This window comes from Burkholderia sp. AW33-5 (assembly GCF_053427615.1).
The window spans coordinates 22440-47345 of record NZ_JBSAXA010000001.1; the positions used below are offsets into that span (position 1 = coordinate 22440).

The 24906-nt window shown below is 64.7% G+C and carries 22 protein-coding genes; 9 read left to right on the top strand and 13 right to left on the bottom strand.

All coding sequences use genetic code 11. The features are described from left to right. Positions 1–25 precede the first annotated feature (25 nt). The 4 genes from shc to ACV22V_RS00115 form a co-directional block, all read right to left on the bottom strand. Positions 26–1999: a squalene--hopene cyclase gene (shc, locus tag ACV22V_RS00100; protein ID WP_059529011.1), complete on the bottom strand. Its 1974-nt coding sequence runs from the start codon at positions 1997–1999 to the stop codon at positions 26–28. Between the two features lie 11 nt (positions 2000–2010). Further along, positions 2011–3264: a hydroxysqualene dehydroxylase HpnE gene (hpnE, locus tag ACV22V_RS00105; protein WP_448012642.1), complete on the bottom strand. Its 1254-nt coding sequence runs from the start codon at positions 3262–3264 to the stop codon at positions 2011–2013. Between the two features lie 4 nt (positions 3265–3268). After that, entirely contained in the window at positions 3269–4117 is an 849-nt protein-coding gene (hpnD, locus tag ACV22V_RS00110; RefSeq protein WP_059529130.1) for a presqualene diphosphate synthase HpnD, read from the bottom strand. A gap of 257 nt (positions 4118–4374) precedes the next feature. Next, positions 4375–4707, bottom strand: a complete 333-nt coding sequence (locus ACV22V_RS00115; protein WP_059529016.1) for a hypothetical protein — start codon at positions 4705–4707, stop codon at positions 4375–4377. Between the two features lie 207 nt (positions 4708–4914). Here ACV22V_RS00115 and ACV22V_RS00120 point away from each other — a divergent pair, with 207 nt between their 5' ends. Beyond that, on the top strand, positions 4915–5799 hold the full coding sequence (locus ACV22V_RS00120) for an alpha/beta fold hydrolase (RefSeq protein WP_448012643.1): 885 nt from the start codon (positions 4915–4917) through the stop codon (positions 5797–5799). 38 nt (positions 5800–5837) lie between these two features. Here ACV22V_RS00120 and ACV22V_RS00125 read toward each other — a convergent pair whose 3' ends face one another. Genes ACV22V_RS00125 through ACV22V_RS00135 form a run of 3 tightly spaced genes read right to left on the bottom strand, consistent with a single transcriptional unit; the run spans position 5838 to position 7772 of the window. Next, positions 5838–6788: a GGDEF domain-containing protein gene (locus ACV22V_RS00125; protein ID WP_059689215.1), complete on the bottom strand. Its 951-nt coding sequence runs from the start codon at positions 6786–6788 to the stop codon at positions 5838–5840. Further along, positions 6785–7411, bottom strand: a complete 627-nt coding sequence (locus tag ACV22V_RS00130) for a chemotaxis protein CheC (protein WP_059689214.1) — start codon at positions 7409–7411, stop codon at positions 6785–6787. Before ACV22V_RS00130 ends, ACV22V_RS00125 begins: the two co-directional genes overlap by 4 nt. Further along, complete coding sequence (locus tag ACV22V_RS00135; protein ID WP_011548759.1) at positions 7404–7772, bottom strand: response regulator; 369 nt, start codon at positions 7770–7772, stop codon at positions 7404–7406. The genes ACV22V_RS00130 and ACV22V_RS00135 overlap by 8 nt, the downstream gene beginning before the upstream one ends. 442 nt (positions 7773–8214) lie before the next feature. Here ACV22V_RS00135 and ACV22V_RS00140 point away from each other — a divergent pair, with 442 nt between their 5' ends. Beyond that, positions 8215–10458, top strand: a complete 2244-nt coding sequence (locus ACV22V_RS00140; RefSeq protein WP_059529027.1) for a hybrid sensor histidine kinase/response regulator — start codon at positions 8215–8217, stop codon at positions 10456–10458. Positions 10459–10503: 45 nt separating this feature from the next. Here ACV22V_RS00140 and ACV22V_RS00145 read toward each other — a convergent pair whose 3' ends face one another. Next, complete coding sequence (locus tag ACV22V_RS00145; RefSeq protein WP_448012644.1) at positions 10504–11058, bottom strand: NADPH-dependent FMN reductase; 555 nt, start codon at positions 11056–11058, stop codon at positions 10504–10506. 372 nt (positions 11059–11430) lie between these two features. Here ACV22V_RS00145 and ACV22V_RS00150 point away from each other — a divergent pair, with 372 nt between their 5' ends. Together ACV22V_RS00150 and ACV22V_RS00155 are read left to right on the top strand one after the other, a co-directional pair. Continuing rightward, a complete protein-coding gene (locus ACV22V_RS00150; protein WP_059529031.1) occupies positions 11431–12027 on the top strand; it encodes an RNA polymerase factor sigma-70 in 597 nt (198 codons plus the stop codon). Continuing rightward, positions 12008–12247 (top strand): zf-HC2 domain-containing protein, encoded by a 240-nt coding sequence (locus ACV22V_RS00155; RefSeq protein ID WP_448012645.1) that lies wholly within the window; start codon positions 12008–12010, stop codon positions 12245–12247. Before ACV22V_RS00150 ends, ACV22V_RS00155 begins: the two co-directional genes overlap by 20 nt. A gap of 217 nt (positions 12248–12464) precedes the next feature. Here the strand turns inward: ACV22V_RS00155 and arsC are convergent, their stop codons facing one another. Next, positions 12465–12821 carry an arsenate reductase (glutaredoxin) gene (gene arsC, locus ACV22V_RS00160; RefSeq protein ID WP_059529036.1) on the bottom strand — a complete coding sequence of 119 codons (357 nt, stop codon included), beginning with the start codon at positions 12819–12821 and terminating at the stop codon, positions 12465–12467. A gap of 895 nt (positions 12822–13716) precedes the next feature. Between arsC and parA the strand changes: the two genes are divergently transcribed. Then, positions 13717–14379 (top strand): ParA family partition ATPase, encoded by a 663-nt coding sequence (gene parA / locus ACV22V_RS00165; RefSeq protein WP_040138954.1) that lies wholly within the window; start codon positions 13717–13719, stop codon positions 14377–14379. Positions 14380–14402: 23 nt separating this feature from the next. Continuing rightward, entirely contained in the window at positions 14403–15464 is a 1062-nt protein-coding gene (locus tag ACV22V_RS00170; RefSeq protein WP_448012646.1) for a ParB/RepB/Spo0J family partition protein, read from the top strand. Positions 15465–15554: 90 nt separating this feature from the next. On the opposite strand, the gene ACV22V_RS00175 is transcribed toward ACV22V_RS00170, so the two are convergent. After that, on the bottom strand, positions 15555–16919 hold the full coding sequence (locus tag ACV22V_RS00175) for a RepB family plasmid replication initiator protein (protein WP_448012647.1): 1365 nt from the start codon (positions 16917–16919) through the stop codon (positions 15555–15557). Positions 16920–18741: 1822 nt separating this feature from the next. Between ACV22V_RS00175 and ACV22V_RS00180 the strand changes: the two genes are divergently transcribed. After that, complete coding sequence (locus tag ACV22V_RS00180; protein WP_448012997.1) at positions 18742–19923, top strand: DNA-binding protein; 1182 nt, start codon at positions 18742–18744, stop codon at positions 19921–19923. 139 nt (positions 19924–20062) lie between these two features. Here the strand turns inward: ACV22V_RS00180 and ACV22V_RS00185 are convergent, their stop codons facing one another. From ACV22V_RS00185 to ACV22V_RS00195, 3 genes are all read right to left on the bottom strand, one after another. Further along, positions 20063–21076: a tyrosine-type recombinase/integrase gene (locus ACV22V_RS00185; protein ID WP_448012648.1), complete on the bottom strand. Its 1014-nt coding sequence runs from the start codon at positions 21074–21076 to the stop codon at positions 20063–20065. Positions 21077–21178: 102 nt separating this feature from the next. Continuing rightward, entirely contained in the window at positions 21179–21556 is a 378-nt protein-coding gene (locus ACV22V_RS00190; RefSeq protein ID WP_448012649.1) for a DUF2471 family protein, read from the bottom strand. Positions 21557–21685: 129 nt separating this feature from the next. Next, positions 21686–22297, bottom strand: coding sequence for a helix-turn-helix domain-containing protein (locus ACV22V_RS00195; RefSeq protein WP_059529054.1), 612 nt, complete (start codon positions 22295–22297; stop codon positions 21686–21688). Positions 22298–22458: 161 nt separating this feature from the next. On the opposite strand from ACV22V_RS00195, the gene ACV22V_RS00200 reads away from it, so the two are divergent. After that, positions 22459–23658, top strand: coding sequence for a glycine C-acetyltransferase (locus tag ACV22V_RS00200; protein ID WP_059529057.1), 1200 nt, complete (start codon positions 22459–22461; stop codon positions 23656–23658). A gap of 13 nt (positions 23659–23671) precedes the next feature. Next, positions 23672–24700: an L-threonine 3-dehydrogenase gene (gene tdh, locus ACV22V_RS00205; RefSeq protein ID WP_448012650.1), complete on the top strand. Its 1029-nt coding sequence runs from the start codon at positions 23672–23674 to the stop codon at positions 24698–24700. Positions 24701–24906 lie beyond the last annotated feature (206 nt).

Sequence of the window (24906 nt, forward strand, 5' to 3'; positions counted from 1 at the left end):
CGTTGTGCTGCGCCGGTGCCACGCGTTACATCCCGACCGTCACGCGCGTCGCATTGGCGCGCTTCAGGTTGCGATAGCGCGCGAGCGCCCACAGCGGGAAGAACTTGCGATAGCCGTGATAGCGCAGGTAGAACACGCGCGGGAAGCCGGTCGCGGTGAAGCGCGTCTCGTCCCACAGGCCTTCTTCGTTCTGCTGCGCGATCAGGTAGTCGACGCCGCGCGCGACGGCCGGGTTGTTCACCTCGCCGGCCGCCATCAGGCCGAGCAGCGCCCACGCCGTCTGCGACGCGGTGCTCGGCGCCTGCTCGAAGCCGCGGTAATTCAGCTTGTAGCTGTCGCCGTCCTCGCCCCAGCCACCGTCCTTGTTCTGGATCGAGAGCAGCCACTGCGCGCCGCGCTTCACGCGCGGATCGTCCGGCGTCAGGCCGGCTGCGTTCAGCGAGCACAGGGCCGTCCACGTGCCGTACACGTAGTTCATCCCCCAGCGGCCGTACCAGCTGCCGTCCGGTTCCTGCTCCTTCAGCATGTAGTCGAGTGCGCGACGGGCCGGCTCGCTGTTCAGCGCACTCTCGCCAAGCTGCGACAGCATCGACAGGCAGCGGCCCGATACGTCCGAGGTCGGCGGATCGAGCAGCGCGCCGTGATCCGAGAACGGAATGTTGTTCAGGTAGTACTGCGTGTTTTCCGGTTCGAATGCGCCCCAGCCGCCGTCGCTGCTCTGCATGCCGACGACCCATTCGCGCGCGCGCGCCATCGATTCGCGATACGTATCCGTCTGCTTGAGCTTCTGCGCACGGTCCATCGCCATCACGACCACGGCAGTATCGTCGACGTCCGGATAGTGCGCGTTTGCGTACTGGAACGCCCAGCCGCCCGGCCGTACGTTCGGGCGACGCGAGATCCAGTCGCCGCGCACGTCGAGGATCTGCAGCGGGCGCAGCCAGTCGAGGCCGCGCAGCACCGCTTCCTCGGCACGTGCGTCACCGGTTTCGAGCAGCGCATGCGCGACAAGCGACGTATCCCACACCGGCGACAGGCACGGCTGGCAATACGCTTCGTCCTCGTGCACGACGAGCAGCTTCTCGACCGACTTACGCGCGATCGCGCGGTTCGGATGATCTTCCGCATAGCCGAGCACGTCGTACATCATCACCGCGTTGGCCATGGCCGGATAGATCGCGCCAAGGCCGTCCTCGCCGTTCAGGCGCTCGTCGACGAACGACACGGCCTGGCGGATCGCGCGTTCGCGCGTGTAGCTCGGGAACAGGCCGTCGACCGCGCGCAGCGCGTGATCGACCACGCGGAAGAACGCGAACCAGCCGGGGCTCTGGTGGCCCTGACGCGGCAGGAGACCGGCGTTGACGGGCGGGTCGATGAACAGCTCGTCGATACGCACGCCGCGCGGGTTCTTCGCGATCGGACGCTTCGCGTTCAGCACCAGCAGCGGCACGATCACGGTGCGCGCCCAATACGACACCTTCGACAGGTGGAACGGGAACCACTGCGGCAGCAGCATGATCTCGACCGGCATCATCGGCACCGCGCGCCACGGGATCGCACCGTACAGCGCGAGCTGGATCCGCGTGAACACGTTCGACATCTCGGCGCCGCCCATCGCGTGGATCGCGCGGCGCGCACGCTGCATATGCTCGGCGTTCTCGTCGTCGCCGATCACCTTCAGCGCGAAATACGCCTTCACGCTCGCGCTGATGTTCGGCGCGCCGTCGGTGAACAGCGGCCAGCCGCCGTCGGCCTGCTGGATGCGACGCAGATAGCGGCCGATCTTCTGTTCGAGTTCGAGGTTCGGCGTCTCGCCGAGATAGTGGACGAGCAGCACGTATTCGGCGGGAATCGTCGAATCGGCTTCGAGTTCGTAGACCCAATGTCCGTCCGCGTTCTGCGCGGCCAGCAGCGCGTCGGTCGCGCTGGCGACGGCCGCGTCGAGCCCGGCCGGCACGGTGCCGGCGGACAGGGTAGCCATATCGGTGAGATCGTTCATCGGTCCCTCTCTTATTGTGTCTGGAGCACGTCCGCGGCCAGCTGGCCGGAACGGATCGCGCCCTCGATCGTGGCGGGCAAGCCGGTGGCAATCCAGTCGCCCGCCAGCACGAGATTGGTCCAGCGCGTACGCACGGCCGGACGTTTCATTTCCTGCGACGGCACCGCCGCGAACCCCGCGCGCGGCTCGACGACGAGCTGCCACGCGGGAAGGGTTTCCGGGTTCGCGCCGGTCACGCGCGCGACGTCTTCCCAGATGCGCCGCGCGAGCGCATCGCGCGGCATGTCGAGCCAGCGGCCCGCGTCGCGGATCGTCGCCGCGATCGGACCATCGCCGGTGCGCACCGCGTCGACGATGCCGTTGACGACGGCCGTCTGCAGCGAGCTGCCGGCCGGTGTATCGACCGCGAAATACGCGGTCACGACCGCGCTGAACGTGTCGGGCGCGGTGAGATCCGGAACGAGCGGCTGCGCGACCTCGGGCGGCACCGCCAGCACGACCGCGTCGCCCGGCGCGAGATCGACGCGCTCGCCGCCGATCGTGACCGCATCGACCGCGTTGCCGTGCGCGCCGAATTCGAACGCATCGAGCCGCGAATTCAGCTGGATCTGCGCGCCGCCGTGCTGCAGCATCCGCAGCGCCGGTTCGACGAATGCGCTGCCGAGCCCGTGGCGCGCGACGAGCGGGCGCCAGCCGGGGCCGCCCGCGGCAAACATCCCGCACAGTGCCGCACGCGCGAGTTCGACGCTTGCGTGGCGCGGTTCGACGTTCAGCACCCCGAGCCAATACGGCCGCAGCCAACGATCCCACAGCACGCCGTCGCATCGCATCGTCTGTGCGAGTGAACGACCGGTGCGCGCGAACGCGAGCGACGCCAGCGCGAGGTAGTCGAGCGGCGTGGTGCCCGGCGCACGCGATGCCGCGTCGAACAGCCACGACGGCCAGCGCCCGTTGCCGAAGCGCAGCGTCCAGCGCTGCTGCGACGCGACGTCGACCACCGGATATTCAGGCAGCGCGGGGCCCGTCAGTTGATCGGCCGCGCCGATTGCACGCAGATAGCGCTGCGTCGCGGACTGCCCCGCGAAGACCTGGTGCAGCCCGCTGTCGAGCGTCGTGTTGAGCGTCCCGTCGAACCACGAGCGGCAGCGCCCGCCCGCATGCGCATGCGCGTCGTGCAGCACGATGCGCCGCCCGCGGCGTTGCAGCTCGACGGCGGCCGACAGGCCCGCGAGTCCTGCACCGATCACGTGGACGGTTCTGGGCATCGGCTCAGAACAGCGCGTAGCGCGCGGCGATCATCAGCATGCGCGCCTTCGGCTTGCGCAGCGGCACGCGCGGGGCGGCGAAGCCACGCGCGATCGCGGCTTCCAGAATGCAGCGGTACGCGCCCGACATGATGCGCGGCGCCTTGACCTGCGCGCGCGTGCAGCGATCCATCACGGCGTCCGCCGCGCGGAAGTGTTCGAGCGCGCGCTCGACGAGCGTCGCGCACACGCGCGGCAGCGCCGGGTCGCGCACGATCGTCGCCGGATCGGTGATCGCGATGCCTTCGCGCGCGAGCAGCTCGCGCGGCAGGTAGCAGCGGTTGATCGCCGCGTCGTCGTCGATGTCGCGCAGGATGTTCGTCAGCTGCAGCGCGCGGCCGAGGTGGTGCGACAGCTCGATGCCTTCCGCCTCCGGGATCCCGAAAATCCTCACCGACAGACGGCCGGCCGCGCTCGCCACGCGATCGCAGAACAGGTCGAGCGTCGGTTCGTCCGGCGCGCAGATGTCCTCGGCGGCGTCCATCGCCATCCCGTCGATCATCGCGTGGAAGTCCTCGCGCTTCAGGTCGAATGCGCGGATCTCGCGCTCGAGCGCGACCAGATGGCGCGGCGGCTGGCCGGCGAAGCACGCGTCGATGTCCGCGCGCCAGCGATCGAGGCCCGCGTTGCGCTCGGCGCGCGGCAGGTCGCTGTCGGCGATGTCATCGACCGCGCGGCAGAACGCGTAGACCTGGAACATCGCGTCGCGCTGCACTGCCGGCAGGATGCGCATCGCCAGATAGAAAGAACTGCCCGATGTGACGGCAGCGGCGTCGGTTTCTTGTTCGTCCACGACGAGATTGGAAACGGCCAAGACGAGCTCCACGGAGACACCCACGCGGGGCGATTGAAGAGGCCATGCCCGGCTGGGTTGGTCAGGGCGTCAAATGCGTGCGAGATATGCGAACGATCGACGCAGACGGGCACAAATTACCGGCCGGAAGCCGGAATTGGGCGAAAGTATAGCAATCTTTGAAGTTCGATGGCGGACACACGCCGCGCCCGGCGGGCCGCCTCGGGGCCCGGTGCCGGCGTGGCCGGCCGCGACGGGGAACGGCGTCGCGCCGCCCGTCAGCCGTAGACGATGTCGCGCTGCAGATCGAGCGCGATGAGCCCCATTTCGCGGGTCAGCTGCAGCATCGAGCGGCGTTCGAGGCGCGAGCCCATGAAGCTCGTCACGCGCCCGTCGGGCTCCGCCGTGAACTGGAACGACGGGCCGCCGGTGCCGAACCACGCGCCCGGCACGTCGGGCGACTCGTGCCAGTCGATCTGCTCGAACACGCGCGCGATCCCCGCGCGCACCACGTCGCTCGGACCGATCGGCGGCGCGATCTCGCCCAGATCGTCGAGCGAATAGGGGCCAGGCTTTTCCGGCCGCCGGTAGAAGAGGTAGTCGACGTTCATGGAGCGCAATCGGTAACAAAGCGTCAAATTAGCGCGCTTCGGCGCAAATTCAAATCAGATCAGGACGAAATGTGGCCTGAACGAGACAAAAGGGCCTGATCGCGACAGCCGATCCGGGCGCGCGCACGGTCGGGCCGCGCGTTCATGCTTGGACGCGCGCGGCTTCGTCTAAGATGAACATCTTTCTCGAAAAAAGACACGGACACCATGGAGACGAACGTAACCGCCGCCGCGCAATCCGACCATCCCGTTTTCGTGCTGGTGCACGGCGCGTGGCATGGTGCGTGGTGCTACGCGCACGTCGCGGCCGCGCTGGCCGCGCGCGGCTGCCTGTCGATCGCGCGCGACCTGCCCGCGCACGGCATCAATGCCCGCTTTCCCGCGTCGTATCTCGAACGGCCGCTCGACGAAGACGCATTCGGCGCCGAGCCGTCGCCGGTCGCGAACACCACGCTCGACGATTACGCGACACAGGTGATGCAGGCGGTCGACGACGCATACGCGCTCGGCCGCGGCAAGGTCGTGCTCGTCGGCCACAGCATGGGCGGCCTCGCGATCACGGCCGCGGCGGAGCGCGCGCCGGAGAAGATCGCGAAGATCGTCTATCTCGCGGCGTTCATGCCCGCGTCGGGCGTGCCGGGCCTCGACTATGTGCGTGCGCCCGAAAACAAGGGTGAAATGCTGGGCCCGCTGATGCTCGCGAGCCCGCGCGTCGCGGGCGCGCTGCGGATCGATCCGCGCAGCGGCGATGCCGCGTATCGCGAGCTGGCGAAGCGCGCGCTGTACGACGACGTGCCGCAGGCCGACTTCGAGGCGGTGGCGAACCTGATGACCTGCGACGTGCCGGCCGCGCCGTTCGCGACCGCGATCCCGACGACCACCGCGCGCTGGGGCGCGATCGATCGTCACTACATCAAGTGCCTGGCGGATCGCGTGATCCTGCCCGCGCTGCAGCAGCGCTTCATCGACGAAGCCGACGCATTCGTGCCCGGCAACCCGACACACGTGCACCAGCTCGACAGCAGCCATTCGCCGTTCGTGTCGCAGCCGGCCGTGCTGGCCGGCGTGCTCGCGGATATCGCGAAAAGCTGAACGGCGCGCAGCGCACGCGGGAAGCGGCGGCGCGGCGGTTACGCGTAGGCGATCGACCGATCGCGCCCGAGCCGCTTCGCGCGATAGAGCGCGGTGTCGGCCTCGTTGACGAGCGCGTCGAACCCCGACGCGCCCGCCGTCGCGCACGCGCCGCCGACGCTCGCCGTCACCGGCACGCTGACGCCTTCCGCGTCGACCGGCGTGCTGCCGATCGCGTCGCGCACCTTGTCGGCCACCCGCATCGCCTCGTCGAGATTCGTGCACGGCAGCAGCAGCGCGAATTCCTCGCCGCCGAAGCGGCCGAACGTATCCTGCGCGCGCACGATGGACGCGACGCGGCGCGCCGTCTCGCGCAATACCGCATCGCCGGCCGCGTGTCCGAACCGGTCGTTGATCGTCTTGAAGTGATCGAGGTCGAACAGCAGCACCGACAGGTCGCCGCCGTAGCGCTGCCAGCGCGCGAATTCGTCGCCGAGCCGCGCCTCGAAGAAGCGCCGGTTCGCGATGCCGGTCAGGCCGTCGCGATTCGCATGCTCGCGCAGCTTCGCGACCGCCTCCTCGCGCTCGCGCTGCATCACGCTCACGTGCGTGACGTCCGAGATCGTCACGCAGACGGCCTCGACTTCGCGGCCGCGCGTGAGCGGCATGAACGTGCAGTCCTGCTGCATGTAGTCGACGCCGCCGGTGATCGGCCGGTCGTGCTCGAAGCGAAACAGGTAAGGCCGCTGCTCCCACGAGCTGAATGCGAAACTGCCGAGCTGGAACACGCTCTCGAGCTTGCGTTCGAGCCATGCGCGCGGCAGTTCCGGAAAGCGGTCGAACAGGTTGCGGCCGATCACGTCGGCAGCCGGGATACCGCTGTGGTCCTGCATGAAGCGATTCCACATCAGCACGTTCATCGTGCGGTCGAGCACGAACAGGCCGAAGCCGACGCGTTCGATCACGAGGTCGCTCAGCGACGCGGCGGTGGTGGTCGGGGTAGCGGTCATAGCGCGGACAGCAATGCGTCGAGCGCGTCGCCCATCAGCCGGATCGAATCCTCGGCCATCAGCATCACGAAATGTGCGCGGAATGCGTGATCCTCGAGGCCGAAGTTCACTTCGAGCAGCAGCGCGACGCTCCATGCGAGCGCGTTCGGCTGGAACACGTCGTCGAACGACACGTTCGCGCCGAGCAGCCCCGGCGGGAAGAACACGGGCTTGCGGCCAAGCTCGTCGAGAATCGATGCGACGCACGCGCTCATCAGCACGTTCGCGACATCGAACACGAGTTCGTCCTGCGTGGCCATGCCGGCGTACACGCCGTCGCCGAACGTGCGGTCCATCAGCGACATGAGCCGCGCGACGCCCGCGCTGCGGCACAGCACGATCGCCTCGCCCTTGATGTCGGAACGGAATCCCTGGCGCACGGCCGTCACGTTGTCGTGGATGCCCGTCATCTCGCGCAGCGCGTCGCCCGCATCGGCGGCCTTCACGACGCGCACGCGCGGTACCGACAGCTCGATGAAATGCCCGAGCAGCAACGCGAGCCGTGAGGCGGCGCGGCCCATCGCGAGGTTGGCGATCTCCTGCAACGCGTCGCGTTGCTCCGCCGTGAACACCGATTCAGGCATACAACCCATACTCCTTGAGAATGGGCAGCAACGCCTCCGACGTCACGGGCTTGGCAACGAATGCGATCGCGCCCAGCTCGCGCACGCGTGCTTGCGCCTGCGGCTGAATATCGGCGGATACCACGATCACGAACGTGTTCAGATCTTCGTGGCGCAGTGTCTCGAGCACCTGATAGCCGCTCATGTCGGGCATCGTCAGGTCCAGAAACATCACGGAAGCTTTGCCGTCACGATAGAGCGCCAGAGCCTCGCGACCATTCGCCGCATACGCGACGTCGACGTCCCAGTCTCCCGGCAGCGCCTTTGTCAGAAGTTTGCGAGCGAGCAAGGAGTCGTCGGCGATCACGATCGGCAAAGGCATGGCGGCGAAGCGGTATACGGAATGGTCTCTCTCGCGTTAACGACCGCGCGGCGCGCTTCTTGAGGCGCCGTGCAATCAAGCGCGGGCGGCGCGGCGCGAGGCACGCGACACACCGCGCCGCGAACGCCGGCGGGCGCATATATCTGTCATAGGGAAAGCAAGGCGCGATTCTCTGAGTAAACCGAAGGCAGTGCAACTCGCCATTTTCACCATTTCGAACAAAATCGGTTCGATCGGCCGGCATTCCGAAAACAGGCGCGACCATTTTCAAGATAAGCACGCAAAATTTTTCTTTGTGTACGTTTGCGCTGCCGGATTCATAGCGTTTTCAAACTTTCATTTCGCCCTGTCGGAATCATCAGGTTGCACATCCGCGCGCGGGTTCGGCGGGCAAGCGCAACTCGTTTATGATTGAACATCTCAGCTTGGCCCGCCTTCCTCGATGACGTCCGAACGTCCCGCCGACTCCCGTACACCCGTCTCCCCGCCCGCCGACGACTGGCAGGACGACGGCAGCTATGCGTCCGGCGCACCCGAGCACGATTTCGCGGTCCGGCGCGTGACGCTGATCGTGCTGCTGGTCGCGGCGATCGTGCTGCCGTGCATCTACGTGTCGGTCATGGCGTACAACGACCTGAAGGCACGCGAGGCCGCGGCGAGCGACGTGACGATGCGCACCGTGCGTGTCGCCGAGGAGCATGCGCTCAAGGTGTTCGACCTGAGCGAGACGCTCGACGCGCGCATCGTCGACCTCGTGCAGGACATGGACGACGCCACCGTGCGCCGCCACGAATCCGACATCCACGAAGCGCTGAACACGATCGGCGGCGGCTATCCGCAGGTGGCCGCGGTGTCGATCTTCGGTGCGAGCGGGATGCTGCTCGCGAACAGCCTCTACTATCCGGCGCCCTATGCGTCGATCGCGTATCGCGACGACTTCGCCGGCATCCGCGACGGCAAGGTGATCGAACACATCTCGAAACTGATGATGGGGCCGCTCAAGCTCGAGAACATCCCCGTGTTCAACACGGGCGTCGCGCGACGCCACAGCGACGGTTCGTTCGCCGGAATGGTCTCGATCGCGCTGAAGTCGTCGTATTTCAATGCGTTCTACCGCGACCTGCTCGGCGGCGCGGCCACGCCGATGACGATGGCGCTCGCGCGCTCCGACGGCGCGGTGATCGCGTCGTATCCGCCGCCGCCGTCGCTCGCGCACACCGATCTCACGGCCACGTTCGGCAACGCGCGCAACGATCCGCGCGCGGGCGTCGTGCGCGTGCGCCACGACGGCGCCAGCAGCGAGATCGTCGCGTACCGCCAGGTCGGCAGCTACCCCGTGTACGTGACCTGCGCGTACCGCACCTCCGCGATCTGGCATGAATGGTACGAACACCTGAGCGTGCTGTTCATCTCGATGTTCGCGCCGTCGATCGCGCTGTGGTCGGTGATCTGGCTGTCGCTGAAGCGGCTGAAGGCGGAAGAGGAGGCGTGGGACCGCTGGCAGGCCGAAGCGTCGATGCGGCGCTCGATCGAATCGGCATACCGGCAGTCGCGCAAGATGCAGGCGCTCGGCAACCTGGTCGGCAGCGTCGCGCACGACTTCAACAACCTGCTGATGATCATCTCGAGCAACGTGCAGATCGCGCGGCGACGCGGCGTCCAGCATCTCGACAAGGAACTCGGCGCAATCGAACGCGCACTGAAGAACGGCCAGTCGCTCACGCGCCAGTTGCTCGGCGTCGCGCGCAAGCAGCCGCTGCACAACGAGACGATCGACGTCGGCCAGTGGCTCGGCACGTGTCGCGAACTGCTGAAGACGTCGCTCGGTTCGAAGTCGTCGCTGGTCGTCGCGATCGAGCCCGGCATTTGGCCGATCCGGGTCGATGTCGCGGAGCTCGAGCTCGCGGTGATCAATCTCGCCGTCAACGCGCGCGATGCGATGACGGCGGGCGGCCGCTTCACGGTCGGTGCGCGCAACGTGACACTGCGCCGCGAGGACGGCTTTCCGCTGATCGGCGACTTCGTTCAGATCTCGCTCGACGATACGGGCTCGGGCATGGCGCCCGACGTGCTCGCGCGCGCGTTCGAGCCGCTGTTCACGACGAAGGCGCAGGGGATGGGAACGGGGCTCGGGCTGCCGCAGGTGTTCGCGTTCTGCGAGCGCTCGGGCGGCCTCGCGACGATCGACAGCGCGGTCGGCGCCGGGACGTCGGTGCGCCTTTACCTGCCGCGCGCACGCGTCGAGGACATCGTCGCGCGCTCGCAGCCCGTCGCGCACGACACCGGCGCGCTCGCGGGCCTGCACGTGCTGCTGGTCGAAGACAACAGCGAAGTCGCGGCCGGCACCGAAGCGCTGCTGACGCTGCTCGGGCACCGCGTCACCTACGCCCCCACCGCCGACGACGCGTTGCGCCTGATCGAGGGCGCGGCCGCGAACGACGCCTTCGATCTGGTGATCTCGGATATCCACATGCCGGGCCGCCTGAACGGCATCGATCTCGCCGAAGCGATCGACAAGCGGCCGGGGAAGCTGCCCGTGATCCTGGTCACGGGATACGCGGAGGAACTCGACCGCACGCGTACCGTCAACGTGCGCGTGCTGTCGAAGCCGTTCGACATCGCGCTGCTCGACGAGATCCTGCTCGGTATCCGCGAAGCGCGCGATGCGCGGCATGCCGGCGCCTGACCCGCGGCATGCGGGCCGGTGCCGGCGGCGGGAAGGGGACGGTGCTCAGGCCGCCTTTAGCACGCGCACCCAGTCGACGTAGCGGTCGACGAAACCCTGCAGGAACTTGCGGGTGTCCTCGCTGACGATCTGCCCCTCGTCGTCGATGCGCGCCGGGTCATGCTTGATGAACATTTCCGGCTGCCCGAGCGTCTTTACGTCGAGATACGCGAGCACGTTGCGCAGGTGCTGCTGCGCGAGCGCGGTGCCGACCGCGCCCGGCGACGTGCCGAGCACGGCGCCCGGCTTGCCGGACCACGAGTTGTGACCCCACGGGCGCGAGCCCCAGTCGAGCGCGTTCTTCAGCACGCCCGGAATCGAGCGGTTGTATTCGGGCGTGACGAACAGCAGTGCGTCGGCGGCTTCGATCGACTGCTTGAAGCGCCTCGCGACTTCCGGAAAATCCGCGTCGTAGTCCTGGCTGTACAGCGGCAGTTCGCCGATCTCGACGAATTCGAACGAGAAATCGGCGGGGGCGAGCGAGATCGCGGCATGCGCGAGCGCGCGGTTCCAGGAACCGCGACGCAGGCTGCCGACGACGACTGCAACACGATAGGACATGGCTTTCTCCTTCCGGTGGGTGAGGAATCGAATCGATTGATTCCGAACAGGCGACAAAGGTCTGTTTATAGGCAAGCCAGCCCGCGAGCCGTCCCACGGGGCCGACCGGCCGACTTTCCACAAGGTTTTCCACAGAAATTGTGGATAACTTGGCCGCTATGATCTGATGTTACAGACCGCCCGCGTCGCGATTTCACGACGCGCGGTGCGGGGCTCCGGCAAGCATAGCGCAGCGCGCCGGCCGGCTTCGTGAATTCGTGACGGAACATCCGTTGCAGCGCGGCGTCTTGACCAGTAAGCTGCTCGCACCGCGATGCGCCCGCCCGACGGCGCGCCATGATCGCCTCTGCTCCGTAAGGCTCCCGACCCGCCATGCCGTCCGCGTACGACGACCCCACCTATCTCGCGCAACTGCGCCGCGACCTGTTGCGCTTCGCGCGACTCCAACTGCGCGATGCCGATGCGGCCGAGGATGCCGTACAGGAAGCGCTGACCGCTGCGTGGACGCATGCGGGGGAGTTCGCGGGACGGTCGGCCCACAAGACCTGGGTGTTCGGCATCCTGCGCAACAAGCTGATCGACATTCTGCGTGCACGGCAGCGGACGGTGAGTCTGTCCGCACTCGATGCGGAGCTCGACGGCGAATCCGTGCTCGATCGCGAGTTGTTCAAGGAAAACGGGCACTGGGCCGCGCACACGAAGCCGCGACCGTGGGCACGCCCCGAAACGCTGCTGCAGCAACGGCAGTTCTGGACGCTGTTTCAGGTCTGCCTCGACCACCTGCCGGAACATATCGGACGCGTATTCATGATGCGCGAATTTCTCGACGTCGAGATTGCCGATATCTGCAGCGAACTGACATTGACGACGAATCATTGCAGCGTGCTGCTGTATCGGGCGCGCACGCGCCTGCGCACCTGCCTGAGCGAAAAAGGACTGACGACCGAAGATGCTGCCGGGGAAATGTAGAGACGTGACGCGACTGCTTTCGGATGCGCTCGACCGATCGTTGACGCTCCATGAGCGCATGCAGGTGCACGTGCATCTGCCGGCTTGCAGCGGATGCCGCGCATATCGCGGGCAGATCGCGATGCTGCGGACGGCGGCGCATGCAGCGGCGGGGCGGGGGATGGTGGATGAGGCGAGGGGTGATCGGGACGAGCCGTCGGGCGACGCGCCGAAGGGCTAAGTCGCCGATGTCAGTCTGTGGTTGCGCGTCGCAGTTGGCGATGTCGTTGTTGACGTCGTAGGGTCGGTGCTGGAGGCGCCTTGTGGGGCGAGCGCGCCGAGTACGGGCTGCCTGCTGCGTGGCGTCGGGGATCGGCTGGCGGTTGCGAATCCTGTCGGTCGATCCCGGCGCGCTCGCGCCGAGATCGATTCGATAAGAAAAATACGCCGAACTAAAATTATTCGAACAGTGCCCGCACCGACTCGGGCGGGCGGCCGATGGCGGCCTTGCCTCGATACACGACGATCGGACGCTGCAGCAAAATCGGATGCGCCGCAATCGCTTCGTAGGCTTCCGCGTCCGTCAGGTTCGTACGGGCCAGATCCAGCGTCTTGTACGGCTCCTCGCCATCGCGAAGCATGTCGCGCGCCGGGCGCCCGAGCTGACGATGCAGCGCTTCCAGCTCTTCGACCGTCAGCGGCGTCTTCAGGTATTCGACGACGTTCACCGGCGTGCCGGTGGTGTTCAGTGTCTCGACCAATGCGAGCGTTTCGCGAGACTTCGAGCAACGGGGGTTGTGGTAGATCGTGATCATCGTTCGGGCCTGGATGAGAAAGGCCCGTATTGTAGCCAGTCTGGTTGCGGGTGTTTCGGCGGGGTGTCGGTACACGGGTGGAAGGGGATTGGAATCTCGGTGTGGCGTGCAGGGGCGAGTGAGTTGCGCCGACGAGTGCCTAGTCCGCTTGGTGCGTTTATGCGCATAAAGTGCGTTGCATGGGGAATTTGCGACGCCGTCTTCGGTGGCGGATAGCTGAGGGGATCAGACTCATCGTCATGTCGTGTTGACGGCGCCGACGTGGCGCCACCTCATATATCCGCGCGGGGTTTATGCGCATAAAGCTAGCGCGTCCCCTAGTGGAAAGGACCGCGGATATCACGGTCGGCGCGGGCACTTCGATGCGCCGAACGACCATCAGCGCAATGCGTGATGGAGTCTGGGGGCGTGTGACCTCCGATAACGGCCGAGCCTCCCGGTGGTTTATGCGCATAAGCACAGTGGGGACGGCCAGCGCGCTTCGTCACTGAATGGCATGTATCGCGTCGCATCGGTCTGAGCCGCGCAGCGTTTGTCATCGGGGAGCACGCTCAAGCGAGAACCCAGAGTCGTCGGTGCTCTCCGGCACTGCCGAAGTTTATGCGCACAAACTCCCCCGACACCACGGCAGCGCCCCCTTCAACGATGGATAGGGCAGTGCCGATCAGTGTGCCAAACGTGGAACCGAAGCCGCCCGTCGCCAAGAGCATCACCATTCATCATCCACCGCAGCGACCTCGCTTCCTCCACCGGCGCCAGCCATCCGACATCCCCAGCTCGTTTATGCGCATAAACCAATCGCCCGAATGGCTAACGCGTAGTTGGCGAACGACAATTTCATTGAAATATAAATATCGTCCTGTAGAATTCCAACGACCAAAAACAGGAGTGAAAATTGGCCGCGGAAATCATTGCAGTCACTCAACAAAAAGGTGGCGTCGGCAAAAGCACGATTGCCATGCACCTCGGCGCGGCATTCCATGAGAAAGGGAAGCGCGTCCTCGTCATCGACGCAGACGGTCAAAACACACTGGTTCACTGGTCGAGCGCATCCGGTGACAGCGACGCCGGCATCCCGTTCCCGGTCGTCAACCTCGCCGAAGCCGGCGGCCAGATCCATCGCGAAATCAAGAAGTTCATCAACGACTACGACATCATCGTCGTCGATTGCCCGCCGTCGATCACCGAGAAAGTCTCCGGCGTCGTGCTGCTGGCCGCATCGATCGCCGTGATCCCGACTTCGTCGTCGCCGGCCGATTATTGGTCGAGCGTCGGGCTGGTCAAGCTGATCCAGCAGGCGCAGGTGATGAACGAAGATCTCCGCGCCGTCTTCCTGCTGAACAAGACCGAAGAGAAGCGCATGCTGACCCGCGAGCTCAAGCGCGCGCTCGAGGAACTCGGCTTCCCGTTGCTGAAGACGCAAATCCCGACCCGGGAAGCGTACAAGCAGGCGATGGCGCTCGGTCAGACCGTGCTGCAGATGAACGATCGTGGCGCGAAGCTGGCCGCCGCGGAAATCCGCGCATGTGCCGACGAAATCGTCGCCATGCTGCCCTGACTTTATGCGCATAAAGGAGTCGCATGAAACCCTCCCAATTTGCAAAAGGATTCCAGGCGCGCCCGGATATCACGACGAGCGAGAAGCGCACGGCGCTTGATCGGCTGAATGCCATCGACGGCATCGTCAAGTCCGAGACGGCCACGCCGGCACCGACGAAGTCCGCCAAGAAGGACATCTCACCGCCGCCGGCCCCGGACGTCCTGCTCGATCCGTCGACCGACGAATCGCCGCAATATCGCGCGTGGCGCCTCGAGAACCGCTATGCGCCCGGCCAGGTAATCGAGCTGTCGCTGAAGGCGATCAAGCATAGCCCGTTCAACCCGCGGCACTTCTATCTGAAGTCGTCGATTGCCGAACTCGCGGTCAACCTCGCGAAGCAGGGGCAACAGCAGGCGATCCACGTGATTCCGGACTACGACAATCCGGGTTCGTATTTCGTCAGCGACGGCGGCCGTCGTGTGCGTGCGTTGAAGGAAGCGAACAAGGAGTCGGTGAAGGCGATCGTGATCGACGTGCCGATCGGAATCCAGAGCTACAAGCTCGGCTACGACCTGAACGTGCAACGCGATTCGCAGACGGTGTTCGACAACGCCGTCGTATGGCGCCGTTTCCTCGACGACAAACATTTCCAGAGTCAGAAGGAACTGTCCGAGCATCTCGGCCTCGACGAGTCGACGGTCGCGGTTGCGCTGTCGATCGGCAAGCTGCCGGAAAGCGTGATGCAGGAGATGGTCGCGCGCCCCGATCGCTTCGGGTCGAACATGGCGTATCAGGTCGGTCGTTATCACAATGCGCGCGGCACCGAGGCGACGCTGCGGCTGATCAACAAGATCGTGTCCGACGATCTCAGCACGCGCCAGGTGTCGGACATCGTCAAGGGCCGCGTCGCGGCGCAGGAAACGCCGAAACCGGCAGGTCGCCAGCGCTATGCGCAGCGTCTCGAGATCAAGCTCGGCGGCAAGTCGGTCGGCGACCTGAAGTCGTATGGCGAAGACCGCATCGAACTGCGCCTGCGCGGCCTCCCGAAGGACAAGCGCGACGCGATCCTCGAGCAGCTCGAGCGGATGCTGTTGTCGGAGTGATGGAAACGGCCGGCAGGGCCTGGTGAGGCGCCGGGCCCGCCCGATGGCGGGCGGCCGGCGACGGCCCCGTCAGAGGGGCCTGAACGGGCCTCAGGCGGCCCGAGATTGATTCAGGGTGAACGACAGCAGGTCGCCGTCGGTCGGCTCGCCCCAGGTCTTCTGGGCGAGCCAGTCGAAAAAGGCCGTCTCGGCCAGCTTCGAATCGAGACCGCGCTTGCGCCAGTCGTCGCGCAGGTGCGAGCCCATCGTCGGCAACACCTCCGACTCGAACGACTCGCGCGCCACTTCGCGCTCCGCGTCGCCCTGCTCCTCGTACAGCACCTTCGCTTCCTTGCGGCGGAACACCGCGAATTCGCTCAACAGACGAGCCTTCAGATCGTCCGGCTGCGCCGAGACGGCCTTCGCGGCAGGCATGCCGGAAGGCAGCGCGTCGACGGACTCGACCGGCGGCGCATAACCCTTCTTCAGCGCGTCCTTGAACAACGCGGGCGCACTGCGCACCGGCGGCAGCGTCGTGCTGCGCATCCGCTGCTCGGTCATCTGCAGCGCGGCGCGAATCCGGTTTTCTTCGCTGTCCGCATAGAGCGTCTGCGCTTCCTTGAGCGGAATCCCGAGCTTCACCATCCGGTCGACCAGCGTGCTGTCGAACACGTTCGGGTGCTCGTCGAGCGCGAGCATCGGCTGCTTGCGCTCGGTCACGCGGAACTGGATCTCCGCGACCCGCCGCCCTTCACGATGCTCGATCAGCTCGACGAAGATGTTGGTGACCGCGTTGACCTCGGCGATCGCCGGACGCAGGTAGTCCCGCTTGAAGTACTTGTACTCGCGCTTCGCCTCGTCGCCGGCTTCCGTATCGGGCGTGCCCGACAGGATCGGCCGCCACCATTCCCACGGCTCGCGCATCGTCAGGTGGCTCGGGTTCGTCAGGTAGCGCACGCAGATTTCGTAGAGCGCAAGACCAGCGCTGCTGCGCAGCTGGCTCTGGAACTGCAGACTCAGACGCGCGTACTGGACCGGGTCGAGCAGTTTCTTCTTGATCTTCGGTGCAAATGAAAATTCGACCCACACGCGGCGGGTGGCCGGATCCTCGAGAATTTCGGCATCGGCGATCAGCGTCGAAATCCCCCACTTGCGGCCCGGCTTCTGGCTCGACGTCCCCGTGCTCCATTCGACCTGGACCGACACCATACGGCGCAGGTGTTCCTTCACCAGAGCGGTGTCGTTCGAATCGAAGGCGGAGTTGGCGACGATGTCCGACAGCAGCGCGCGATAGGTATCGCCCGAGTCGTCGGCCTGCTGCGCGACGGCGAGCAGGACGTTGAACAGCTTGCGGGTCAGGAGCGTGATCTTGCCGCTCTTCGGCTGAATTGCGATCGCCTCGACGGCCTTACGCAATTCGGCTGAACTGGCACTCACCACATCCACATCGGTTTTCTTGGCGCGCTTCGTGGCCATGCGTCTGGTCGGAGGAGAAGTTTCACGGAAGGATAGCGCCTGTGGTGATGTGCGTCCAGAACGACATGCTCACCATAGCCGGTGAAGTGCGCGCGCAAAACGGCACTCACCCCAACCCTCTCCCGAAAACCCTCACCGGTCCGGATTTAAAGCGTTTCGGACTCGTCCAGACGTGTCGCGGGATGCGCGGATTCACAGATTTTTGCCTGTGCTCGATACGTGCGAAATTTGCTCCCGTATCGGCTCACCTTTCGATTTGTCGCAATTTTACGACTGCGCTTCCGGGTGCTCGTCACAGCATCGCCACTGGCCGTCGCGGCATCGAGCGGACAGGCTCGCAACGCCCTGTATGCATGTACAGGCGCGGCTGATGGGGCAGTCGCGACCGCGCCCCGCATCCGGAAACCGGCACCGAAAAGCGTCTCCGCAACGTCGATCGAAACCGTTTCACTGGCCCGGGCGCGCATTGTACAGCGCACAGAATCCGTTCGGTCCCGAAAATTCTCACCTTATCGGCTCGAAATTCTGTGACCACGATATCGACGAATCCCCGACACACGCGGGATCAGCAGTTCAAGGCTCCCGAAAAACCTCACCTTGACGATAAAAACGACGTTCCAACGAACGCGGAAGCTGCTCCCGAAAAATCTCACCGTAACCGCCGCGGTATCAAAAATGTCAATGACATCCGATACTTATGTGCGCAAGGCGTTCCGCTGTGTCCAGCGATCATCCCCCGAAAAGCCTCACCTTTACGGCGGTCGGGCGGATGCGGCAGCTGTGTGCTGCCTCCTGAAAAATCTCACCTGTGCCAAAAAGTGGCACAGCGAAAATCAGATTTCCGCCAGTCCCGGTGGGCTTTTCAGCGAATTCGCTGCACTCCCGATCCCGGAAACCCTCACCTTTCGCCAATCTTCGAGCAAATGGCGCTCCTGAAAAACCTCACCTGTGAGGCGCCCGGCAGCGTTTGATCGATGCCCCGAAAAAGCTCACCTTATCGGGATCCGTGCAGGAAAACCCGGATTTTGCTCCCGAAAAGCCTCACCTTTCGGGCCTCACTGGCTTCACAGGGCACTTTTGCTGTGCAAAATGACGGTCGTTTCCCGGAAATCCTCACAGCAAATCCCTGTGGAGTCCCGTGAAACCTCACCTTTCCCGAAAACTGCTCAAAAGATGGGCAGAATAGGGGCGCGAAGAAGGTCCCGCAAATTCTCACCTGTGTCTGCACAGGCAGAAAACTGTGCGCGTAGGCACAGCATGGGTTCTGTGGCTGTGTGGCCCCGAAAAACCTCACCTTTGGGGAAATCTCGTGTTTCACTGTGATCCCGAATCCGCTCACGACCTTTCCTGCATCGGCTCACGCAGATCCCCGAACCCCATCACTTCAGCTCCCGCAGAAGATCACCTTGGTTCCCGTAAAACTTCACCTTGTCGGCCGGAAAGCCTTGCTACATAAGGCTGTGCCGTGGCGTTAACGTTTTTAACTAAGGGTTCAAGGGTGTTTACTTCTAATACTCTCAAGACATCGGACGTCGAGTTTTCCACAGAGACCCAACGCCTGAACACCGACTGGCTGCGATGACGTCGGTCATGTGAAACAAATGCACTTTTTCGGGGCCTACTCAAAAATGCTTTCGGGACAAGGACTTGCCTTGTTTTCTTCGCTTTGTTTCACGGAATCGAAGAGCTGGTTCGTCCGGATTGGCCCACAGCCCTGATTTCTGTGCACAGCGACGTAAATTCACGACACGCCGCGAAAAGAAGTATCAAAAAATACGTATTTCGTTATGATCGCAACATATCAATGTCTGTGAGTCCTCCCATGACGCTGGATGAAATGCGTGAAGTCATCCGAGAAGAACTGGAATCGCTTCGCGCGAGCGGCGCGCGCCGCCAGGAGTTGTCGCTGCATGCGTGCAAGCGGTTGTTCTTCGATCTCGGTATCCGACCGTCGGCCGCCAACGTTCGCGACCTGACCCAGACCGGCAGCGCCAGCGACATTCCGAAGGACATCGATCATTTCTGGGAACGAATCCGTTCCGCATCGAAAATTCGGCTCGACGGTGCAGCGATCCCGAAAGCGGTCGAGGAAAAGGCAGGCACGTTGCTCGGCGCGCTATATGAAGAGGCCTTGAAAGCGGCCAGGGAAAGCCTCGATCTCGATCGCGAACAGGTTCGCGCCGGCCTGGCCGATGCGGAACAACGGCTGCGCGATGCCACGGTTCGCCAGGAAACCCTCGAGGGTGCACTGACGCGCAGTGAAACCCGCAACGAGCAGCTGCAGGCGCGTGTGACCGAACTCGAGGTGCAGCTGGCTTCGCAGTCGACGCACGGTTCGGCAAACGAGGCGACACTGCTCACCACAGTCGCTCGACTTGAAAAGGAACTGGCCGTCATGGCCGGCCGCGTCGATACCGAGCAGACGCAGAATGCGACGCTGCGCGACCGCATCGACACGCTGCAAGCCGAATTGCAGCAGCGCACCGAACACTACGCGCAGCAGATCAAGGATGCGGTGGCCGAAGCCGAGCGCCGTGTCAAACCGATGCTGGTCGAGCTGGACTCGCTGCGCAGCATGGCGTCGACCTACCAGAGCGGTCTGCGCGACGTGCAGCGCAAGGAATTCGATTTTCTTCAGCAACTGAGTTCGGCCAAGGCCCGCGCAGACCGGCTCGAGGAACAGTTGCGCACCCAGAGCGACGAACTGGACCGCGCGACACGCGACGTGAATACGCTGCGCGCGAGCCGCGGGATGAATCCGGAGATTTCCGCACTGATTCGCCGCCTGGCCGACGCAGGTCAGCTCGATGCGGATGCGTTTTCCGCAATCGGGACGTCACTGGACCACGAAATTCCGGTGCCGACCCAGTGCCCGCATTGCGACGGGGAGCCGGAGTTGTCGCATGGCGATGACGGATTCGAAGTGTCGTGCCCCGAGTGCGAACATGCGTCGGGGCCGTGGCCTTCACGATTCGAAGCGATCGCGCGCTTTGCGCGCGACTGACGTGTCGTCCGGCACAGGGATCGCACAGGTGAGACGATTCGGGACGCGTGAGGTGAGGTTTTCCGGGAGCTGTGAAACGGTGAGGCTACGCCGCACAAGGCTGCTCACGAGTCATGTTGCGTGAGCAACCGGCTCGGCATTAGAGCGTTTCGTCTTGCTCGGACACGTCACCATTCGCGAGATCATCGCGCCAGTTTTTCCATGCGCGGTGCAGACGGTTCGACGAAATCGGCCGCATGAAGCCGAGCCATTTGCCGACCCGCTCGGGCGGTACGTCATGCTCGAACAGTTCCGCTGCGTAAGTGTTGCGCAGCGTTTGCGGGCTCGCGCGTGCGGTGCGTGACGACGTGAGCCCCGCAGATTCGACGATCGCATCGATCGCGCGCAGCATCGTCGCCTTGTGCATCGGCCGCCCGGCGTGCGATGCCGGAAACACGAGCTCCCCCGGAATCTCCTGGCGCTTGCGCTCCACGAGCCATGCTTCGAGCAACGCGATCGCGAACGAGGCCAGATGGGTTTCGCGCGCGAAATCGGGATGCGTCGACGGGATCTGCAGCGACGTTCCACTCGTATTGATGCAACTAATCGTGAGCACGCGTGCTTCGCCGGTTTTCACGCCGGCCCCGAGAAATGCGGCGACGAGTGCGCGGTCGCGCCGCTCCTTCCAGTATGCGGAGCCGGATACACCAATCGGCGAAAACAGGTATGCCAGCAACTTCGCGCGTTCGGCCGGTGTCAGGAAACCGGTCGGCTCGTTGTCGCGTGCCTGGCGCCAGTTCGCTTCGCCATCCTGAGCAATGAAGCGGGCCGGGTTGGTGGACGCGAGCTCGGTGCGCCGGATGTGGTCGAGCACGCGTTCGATCAGCCTCAAATAGCGCATTCGCTGTGTTTTCCGGATAGGAAGCTCGCTGACGAAATTCGCGATCGTTGCGGTATCGACCGTGGCCAGGTTTTTTTGATGTGCTCGTAGCCATGCAAGAAAAGCGCCCCATTGTGCGCGGTAGACGTCAGCCGACGAGCGGCGGTAGTCCTGCATGGCAAGCCAGGCGTCGAACGCGGCTTCGGGCGAGATGATCCAGTCGGACGCACCGCGGTCGAACAGATCCTTTTCTTCCGGGCGTGCGGGGGTGTCGGAGGATATGGGAAGGGACATGTCGTTTATTCCGTTAGTTGCGTATATGGTAGCCCTATCCGCAACGTCGCGGGCAGCAGGATGCGGGAGCCGGCCGCCGTTTCAAACGGCCGGGGCCGGGTGTCAGTCGCCCCACGCCTTGGACGGGCGATGAGTGCGCTCGCGGGGTGCCGCTTCCTGCGATCTGGCTGCGGCTTCATACGCGAGGACCGCGAACGAGAAGACAGCGGGTAGCGCATTCGATCGTCCGAAGTCGATCGGATCATCCGTTTCGGGAAAGGTCATGTCCGACGGCCGTTCGAACAACTGGCGCATGCCGGCTTCGTGCCGGCTGGCAAAGCCGAGATCGGCGAGCGCCTCGGCTTCGATGGCGTGCAGCAGACGCCACGACAGCGGGACGCGCTGATGGATGTAGCGCCCGGCTATATGACGCACAATCAACTCGAGGTCGTGCGCGGCAGCCTTGAAGCTGAGCGCGGCCAAATCTTGTTCTTCTGTCATCGCAGGCTCCTGTCGACCGGAGCGGGCGCCTCGGTGCGCCGGCCCGGCCAATGCATGGCGGAATGTCCGTATACTGTACAAACATACAGTATTTTCCGCAACTGGCCTTTCGGCCAGCTATTCGCATCGTCAGCGATGAATCACGATCAGTAGTGCGCGCGCTTCGGCCTTGCCGGGGTTGCGGATGGCGTGAGGTGTGTCGGCCGGGTAGCGCGCGGTGTCGCCGGCCTTCAGGCGCCGGCTCGCCGCCGCGGCTTCGATTTCCATCGCGCCCTGCAGCACGGTGAGGTGCTCGCGCGTGCCGGGTTCGTGCGCGTTCGACACGAGCGCGCCGCCGCCCGGCAGCGTCAGCTCGTACCACTCGAACTTGCCGGCCAGGTCGATCGGGCCCCATACGCGCAATTGATAGCGGCCGTCGTGGCCGGCGAGCGTCGGGATGTCGTGCGGGCCGTCCACGCGGATCGTTTCCGGCGCTTTCGGCTGCGAGAACAGCTCGTCGAGCGTGATGCCGAGCGCATTCGTGAGCCGCCATGCGACCGCGATCGTCGGATTGGCTTTGTCACGCTCGATCTCGGAGAGCATCGACTTCGATACGCCGGCTGCGCGCGACAGGTCGTCGAGGGTCAGCTTGCGTTCGTTGCGCAGGCGCTGGATTTGCTCGCCGACGCGCGGCGGCGTCACGCCCGGCGGCTGCGGTGCGGCGCCGGCACGCGTGCGCCGCGACGCGGAGGAACTTGCCATTTGGTTTCCGTTCGCTTAGAGTTGTTCGGTATTTCGAATTCTAGTTCGGAATATCGGATAAATGCGGTCAACCGAACGACCGACTATAACAGTAGCAGGCCGTTGCGCTGCCGCCACGAGCGGCGCGCGGCGGATTGCGAACCCATGTCAGGAGCTTTGCGATGCGTGATGCCTTTCTCGCCCAGGTGCGCGGGACGCTCGACCAGATCCGCGCGGACGGTTTTTACAAGACCGAGCGCGAGATCGCGAGTCCCCAAGCGGCGGCCGTGCGGCTCGCCAGCGGTGCCGGCGTGCTGAATTTCTGCGCGAACAACTATCTCGGTCTGGCGAACGATCCGCGCCTGATCGCCGCGGCGCAGGCCGGTCTCGACCAGGATGGCTTCGGCATGGCGTCGGTGCGCTTCATCTGCGGCACGCAAACCGTGCACAAGCAGCTCGAAAGCGCGCTGGCGTCGTTTCTCGGCACGGAAGACAGCATCCTCTATTCGAGCTGTTTCGATGCGAACGGCGGCCTGTTCGAGACGCTGCTCGACGAGAACGACGCGGTGATCAGCGACGAGCTGAACCACGCGAGCATCATCGACGGCATCCGCCTCTGCAAGGCGAAGCGTTTCCGCTACAAGAACAACGATCTGTCCGATCTCGAGGCGAAGCTGAAGGAAGCCGACGCAGCGGGCGCGCGCCACAAGCTGATCGCGACCGACGGTGTGTTCTCGATGGACGGCATCATCGCCGATCTGAAAGGCATCTGTGACCTCGCCGATCGTTACGGCGCGCTCGTGATGGTCGACGATTCGCACGCGGTCGGCTTCATCGGCGCGCATGGCCGCGGCACGCCCGAGCACTGCGGCGTCGACGGTCGCGTCGACATCATCACCGGCACGCTCGGCAAGGCGCTGGGCGGTGCATCGGGCGGCTATGTCGCGGCCCGCCGCGAGGTCGTCGAATTGCTGCGCCAGCGCTCGCGTCCGTATCTGTTCTCGAACACGCTGACGCCGAGCATTGCCGCGGCGTCGCTGAAGGTGCTGGAACTGCTCGGCAGCGACGAAGGGGCGAAGCTGCGCGCACGCGTGCGCGAGAATGGCGCGCGTTTCCGCGAACAGATGACCGCCGCGGGTTTCACGCTCGTGCCGGGTGCGCATCCGATCATCCCGGTGATGCTCGGCGACGCGCAGCTCGCGACCAACATGGCCGACAAGTTGCTCGAAGAAGGCGTCTACGTGATCGGCTTCTCGTTCCCGGTCGTGCCGCGCGGTCGCGCACGCATCCGCACGCAGATGAGCGCCGCGCATACGCCTGAACAGATCGATCAGACGGTCGCCGCGTTCGTGCGCGTCGGCAAGTCGCTCGGCATCGTCTGACGGAGGCGCGACCATGAAAGCACTGGCAAAGCTCGAGCGCGGCCCGGGTCTCACGCTCACGCGCGTGAAGCGCCCCGAAGTCGGACACAACGACGTGCTGATCAAGATTCGCCGCACGGCGATCTGCGGCACCGACATCCATATCTGGAAGTGGGACGACTGGGCGCAGAAGATGATTCCCGTACCGATGCACGTCGGCCACGAATATGTCGGCGAGATCGTCGAGATGGGGCAGGAAGTGCGCGGCTTCGCGATCGGCGACCGCGTGTCCGGCGAAGGCCACATCACGTGCGGCTTCTGCCGCAACTGTCGTGCCGGCCGCCGGCATCTGTGCCGCAACACCGTCGGCGTCGGCGTGAATCGCGAGGGCGCGTTCGCCGAGTATCTGGCGATTCCCGCGTTCAACGCGTTCAAGATTCCGCCCGAGATTTCAGACGATCTCGCATCGATCTTCGATCCGTTCGGCAATGCGACGCACACGGCGCTGTCGTTCAATCTCGTCGGCGAGGACGTGCTGATCACGGGCGCGGGCCCGATCGGCATCATGGCCGTCGCGATCGCGAAGCACGTCGGCGCGCGCAACGTCGTGATCACCGATATCAACGACTACCGGCTCGAACTCGCGCGCAAGATGGGTGCGACGCGCGCGGTCAACGTCGCACGCGAGTCGCTGCGCGACGTGATGGCCGATCTGCACATGACGGAAGGCTTCGATGTCGGCCTCGAGATGTCGGGCGTGCCGAGCGCGTTCACCAGCATGCTCGAGGCGATGAATCACGGCGGCAAGGTCGCGCTGCTCGGCATTCCGCCCGCGCAGACGGCGATCGACTGGAACCAGGTGATCTTCAAGGGGCTCGAGATCAAGGGCATCTACGGGCGCGAGATGTTCGAGACCTGGTACAAGATGGTCGCGATGCTGCAAAGCGGCCTCGATCTCTCGCCGATCATCACGCATCGTTTTGCGGCCGACGATTACGAACAAGGCTTCGCCGCGATGCTGTCCGGTGAAAGCGGCAAGGTGATCCTCGACTGGACGGTCTGAGTGCCGGCGGGGCGGCTCGGCGCGTTTGCCGACTGCCCCGTTCGTGTCGGCATGAGCGTTTGTCGAGGCAGGGCGGCTTCGACGAACGCGTGAGGTGAGATTATTCGGGAGCTGTGTTTGCGTGCCGAATGACGGCTCGATCGTGCATTCGCGAGGCGTGCAGGCAAGTAAGTCAATGGGCTGCACGTCGTTTCTCGTTGGCGATA